Source organism: Mesorhizobium sp. M4B.F.Ca.ET.089.01.1.1, from assembly GCF_004022605.1.
GTDB classification, from domain to species: domain Bacteria; phylum Pseudomonadota; class Alphaproteobacteria; order Rhizobiales; family Rhizobiaceae; genus Mesorhizobium; species Mesorhizobium abyssinicae.
The window spans coordinates 1-4,854 of the sequence record NZ_RZOS01000426.1 but is presented as its reverse complement, the minus strand read 5'-3'; the positions used below and the strand labels follow the sequence as shown (position 1 = coordinate 4,854).

4 protein-coding genes are annotated in these 4,854 nt (G+C 66.5%); 1 reads left to right on the top strand and 3 read right to left on the bottom strand.

What is annotated here, in order from left to right; translation table 11 throughout:
- Positions 1-1,089, top strand: a 1,089-nt coding sequence (locus tag EN780_RS27615; RefSeq protein ID WP_133372737.1) for an AGE family epimerase/isomerase, incomplete at its 5' end; no start/stop codon positions are given.
- 177 nt (positions 1,090-1,266) lie between these two features.
- Here EN780_RS27615 and betB read toward each other — a convergent pair.
- From betB to EN780_RS27600, 3 genes are all read right to left on the bottom strand, one after another.
- Positions 1,267-2,730 carry a betaine-aldehyde dehydrogenase gene (gene betB, locus EN780_RS27610; RefSeq protein WP_128275880.1) on the bottom strand — a complete coding sequence of 488 codons (1,464 nt, stop codon included), beginning with the start codon at positions 2,728-2,730 and terminating at the stop codon, positions 1,267-1,269.
- Between the two features lie 52 nt (positions 2,731-2,782).
- Positions 2,783-4,435: a choline dehydrogenase gene (gene betA, locus EN780_RS27605; RefSeq protein ID WP_128275879.1), complete on the bottom strand. Its 1,653-nt coding sequence runs from the start codon at positions 4,433-4,435 to the stop codon at positions 2,783-2,785.
- Between the two features lie 3 nt (positions 4,436-4,438).
- A partial coding sequence (locus EN780_RS27600) for a pyridoxal-phosphate dependent enzyme (RefSeq protein ID WP_128275878.1) occupies positions 4,439-4,854 on the bottom strand: 416 nt, incomplete at its 5' end.

Genomic DNA, 4,854 nt, shown 5'->3' with positions numbered 1-4,854 from the left:
CTGCCGCTGTGGTCGACATCGGGCGTCGACGAGCGTCATGGCGGCTTCCATGAGGCGCTCGGCTTCGACGGCTCGCCGCTGATGAAGCCCAAGCGCATGCGCACGCAGGCGCGCCAGGTCTATGCTTTCGCGGTGGCCAAGGAACGCGGCTGGACCGGCCCGGCCGACCGGCTGATCGCCCATGGCATCGATTTCATGACCGGCAAGGGCCGCACCGCAAGGGGCGGCTGGGTGCGCACGCTCAACATCGACGGCTCGGTCGCCGACCCGACCGAGGATGCCTACGACCATTCCTGCGTGCTGCTGGCGCTGGCGCACGCCCATATATCGGGTCATGCCGACGCGCTCCGGCTCGGCGAGGAGACCTTTGCTTTTCTCGACGCCCATCTCGAGGACAGCCGCATGACCGGCTTCCTCGAAACGTCCGACGGCGAAGGTGAGCGGCGCTCCAACCCGCATATGCATCTGCTCGAAGCCTTCCTCGCCTGGCATCAGGCGACCGGCGAGCGCGCCTATCTGCGCCGCGCGGCGCAGATCATCGACCTCTTCCGCAGCCACTTTTTCGATCCGGAAAGCTGGACGCTTGGCGAACATTTCGACGACGGCTGGAAGCCGGTGGCCGGCGAGAAGGGCAGCTGGACCGAGCCCGGCCATCATTTCGAATGGGCCTCGCTGCTCACCGATTTCGCCGGCCGCAGCGGCCAGACCGAGCTCACCGCCTTTGCCCGCAAGCTCTATGCCTCCGCCGTCGCCAACGGCCTCAACCGCGCCACCGGCCTTTCCTACGGCGCTGTCTCCAGGCAAGGCCTGCCGCTCGACCGGGTGTCGCGCAGCTGGCCGCAGGCCGAAGCGGTCAAGGCGGCGATCGCGCTTGACGGCACGGGCGGGCCTGACCTCAAGCCGGAGATCGAGGCGCGCGTCGGCCGCCTGTTCCGCTGGCACATCGACCCGGCGCCGCTCGGCCTCTGGATCGACCGCATCGACGAACGCGGCCGCTCGCTGGCGACCGACGTGCCGGCCAGCATTTTCTACCACCTCGTCTGCGCGCTGACGCAGTATCTGGATGGAACGGCCGGGGAGGGAGGCTGAAGCCGCCAATCTCCCCCCAGGAGATGGCCGGCAGGCCAGAGGGGGTCGGTTCGACTGGACACGACCTTCTTTTCCGACAGGATAAAGCTAGCGCCCCACGCGCGGCGACCCCCTTTGTCGCCTTCGGCGACATCTCCGCCTCAAGGGGGGAGATTAGGCGTGCCTCGCGCCAGCCCCTCAATACGGGCTCGCCACGTCCCCCGTCTCGACATAGACCGCCTTCAGCTGCGAGTAGAGTGCCAGCGCCGCAAGCGAGTTCTCGCGCCCGATACCGGATTGCTTGACGCCGCCGAAGGGGATTTCCACCGGCGTCAGATTGTAGGCGTTGATCCAGCAGGTGCCGGCTTGCAGTTCGGCAATGACCCGGTGGGCGCGCGGCAGGTCGCGGGTGAAGACCCCGGCGGCGAGCCCGAATTCGGTGTCGTTGGCGCGCTCGATCACCTCGTCCTCGCTGTCGAACTTCAGCACGCTCATCACCGGCCCGAATATCTCTTCGCGGGCGATGCGCATCGTATCGGTGACGCCGGTGAACACCGTCGGCTCGACGAAGAAGCCGCCCTGAAAACCCTGCAGCGAGGGCACGCTACCACCGCAGGCGAGGGCAGCGCCGTCCTGCCTGCCGGTCGCGATGTAGGAGACGACCTTCTCCTGCTGCGCCTTGTTGACCAGAGGCCCCATCTGCGTTTCCGGATCGAGCGGGTCACCGATGCGGATCTTCTTGGTGCGCTCTACCAGACGGTCGACGAAACGGTCGTGGATGCCCTTCTGCACGAAGACACGCGTACCGTTGGAGCAGATTTGACCGGTCGAGTAAAAGTTGCCGAGCATGGCGCCGCCGATGGCGTTTTCGAGATCGGCGTCGTCGAAGACGATCAGCGGCGACTTGCCGCCGAGCTCCATCGTCGCGTGCTTCATCTTCGAGCCGGCGAGCGACAGCACCTTGCGCCCGGTCGGCACCGAGCCGGTCACCGAAACCTTGGCCACGACATCGTGGCCGACCAGGCCGGCGCCGACATCGCCATAGCCCTGCACGACGTTGAACAGCCCGTCGGGCAGGCCGGCCTCCGAGTAGATCTCGGCCAGCGCCAGCGCCGACAGCGGCGTGTTCTCCGATGGCTTGAACACCATGGCGTTGCCCATGGCGAGCGCCGGGGCGGATTTCCAACCGGCGATCTGGATCGGATAGTTCCAGGCGCCGATGCCGACGCAGACGCCAAGCGCTTCGCGCCGCGTGTAGGCGAAAGGTCCGCCGAGATCGACCGCCTCGCCATTGAAGGCGGCGACCGCGCCGCCGAAATATTCCAGGCAATCCGCCGCCGAGGGCGCGTCCGCCACCAGCGTCTCCTGGATAGCCTTGCCGGTGTCCAGCGTCTCGATGCGCGCGAGGTCGGCATTGCGGGCGCGAAGAATGTCGGCGGCGCGGCGCAGGATGCGGCCGCGCTCGACCGGCTTCAGCCGAGCCCAGGCCGGCTGCGCCGCGCGCGCGGCCTCGATCGCCAGTTCCAGCACGTTCGGCGTCGCGGAATGCAGCGTGGCGATGGTCTCGCCCGTGGCCGGATAGATCACAGGCAGCGGCGCGCCGCCCTCGTCCTCGATGTAGCGGCCGTTGACATAGTGCGATGCCGTGGGCTGGGCGCGCATGGTCTTCTCCATTGATGGTCGCTGGGCGGGAGGGCGCCAGCCTGACAATGCCCTATCGATCCGCCGCCTGCCAGCGCGGATTGATCCAGGGTTCCTGGTTGGACGGCGCCAGCGGCGTCCGCCCAAGGATGTGGTCGGAAGCCTTCTCGCCGGTCATGATCGACGGCGCATTGAGGTTGCCATTGGTGACGCGCGGGAAGATCGAGGAGTCGGCGACGCGCAGGCCCTCGACGCCGATGACGCGGCATTCCGGGTCGACGACGCTCGTCAGATCGTCGGCGCGGCCCATCTTGCAGGTGCCGCAAGGATGGTAGGCGCTCTCGGCGTGATCCCTGATGAAGGCGTCCAGATCCTCGTCCGACTGCACATGACTGCCGGGCGAGATCTCCTTGCCGCGAAAGCTGTCGAAGGCCTTCTGCCCAAAGATCTCGCGCGTCAGCCGAATGCAGTGGCGGAACTCCGTCCAGTCGTCCGGATGCGACATGTAGTTGAAGCGGATCACCGGCTTCGCTTTCGCATCGGGCGAGCGCAGCGTCACCGAGCCGCGCGACTTCGAGCGCATCGGCCCGACATGCGCCTGGAAGCCGTGCGACTTCGCTGCCGCCTTGCCGTCGTAGCGCACCGCCGCCGGAATGAAGTGGTACTGGATGTCTGGATAGTCGACGCCGGCCTGCGAGCGCACGAAAGCCGCGGCCTCGAAATGGTTGGTGGCGCCGAGGCCGGTCCTGAAGAACAGCCACTGTGCGCCGATCAACGCTTTGGAGAAGGGGTTGAGCACCGAATTCAGCGTGATCGGCTTGGTCGATTCCTGCTGGATGTAGAGTTCCATATGGTCCTGCAGATTGCGGCCGACGCCTGGCCGGTCGGCAACGACCTGGATGCCGTTTTCCTGCAGATGCGCGCCCGGGCCGATGCCCGACAGCATCAGGATCTTCGGCGAATTGATCGACGATGCCGCGACGATCACTTCACGTCGCGCCTTAACGATTTGAATCTGTTTGTTAGCTTCGATCTCGACCCCGATGGCGCGTTGATTCTCGATCACCACGCGGCGAGCGAAGCCCTTGACCAAGGTGACGTTTTTGCGTTTCAGAGCCGGCTTCAGATAGGCGTTCGCCGCCGACCAGCGGCGGCCGCCGAGAATGGTCTGCTCCATCGGGCCGAAGCCTTCCTGCTTCGATCCGTTGTAGTCGTCGGTCAGCTCGAAACCGGCCTGGCGGCCGGCCTCGACGAAGGCGCCGTAGAGCGGGTTCCTGCGCGTGCCGCGTTGGACATGCAGCGGGCCGCGTTTGCCCCGCCAGCCATCCTCGCCGCCGTCGGAATCCTCCATGCGCTTGAAGTAGGGAAGCACGTCGGCGAAGCCCCAGCCGGTTGCGCCCTGTTCGGCCCAGTGGTCGAAGTCGCGCGCATGGCCGCGCACATAGACCATGCCGTTGATCGAGGACGAGCCGCCGATCACCTTGCCGCGCGGGGTGGCGAGCACGCGGCCGCCGAGATGCGGCTCCGGCTCGCTGGCAAAGCCCCAGTCGTAGAGGCTCATGTTGAGCGGGATCGACAGCGCCGACGGCATCTGGATCAGCGGCCCGATATCGGTGCCGCCGAACTCGATGACGATCACCGAGTGCTTGCCGTCCTCCGACAGCCTGTAGGCCATGGCCGAGCCGGCGGAGCCGGAGCCGATGATCACGAAATCCGCTTCAAGCATTTTTCATATGCGCCCATCGTTCATATGCGAGATGAAATCGGCGAGCGAGACATTGCCGCCGGTAGCCACAACAAGGACGGTTTTTCCCGCCACGTTCACCTTTCCCCCAAGCAGCGCCGCCAGCGACGCCGCGCCCGACGGCTCCAGCACCAGCTTCATCCGCTCGAAGGCGATCTTCATCGCCCGCCGCACCGAGGCGTCGTCGACGGTGACGCCGCGCACGCCGGCCGCGCGCACCGCCGCGAAGGGCGCTTCGCCGGGCTGCCTCGCCATAAGCCCGTCGCAGATCGATTTCGGCCCGATCGGCATCGTCTCGATGGCGCCATGCGCCAGCGAGGAGCCCATTCCATTGAATCCCTCGGGCTCGACCGCGATGATCTCGGTCTTCGGCGACTGATAATGGAAGGCGAGCGACACGC

What these genes read in the sequence shown, in the direction of transcription:
- betB (WP_128275880.1), bottom strand. Translation starts at nt 2,730, where the DNA reads ATGCGCGCCCAGCCCACGGCATCGCACTATGTCAACGGCCGCTACATC.
- betA (WP_128275879.1), bottom strand. Translation starts at nt 4,435, where the DNA reads ATGCTTGAAGCGGATTTCGTGATCATCGGCTCCGGCTCCGCCGGCTCG.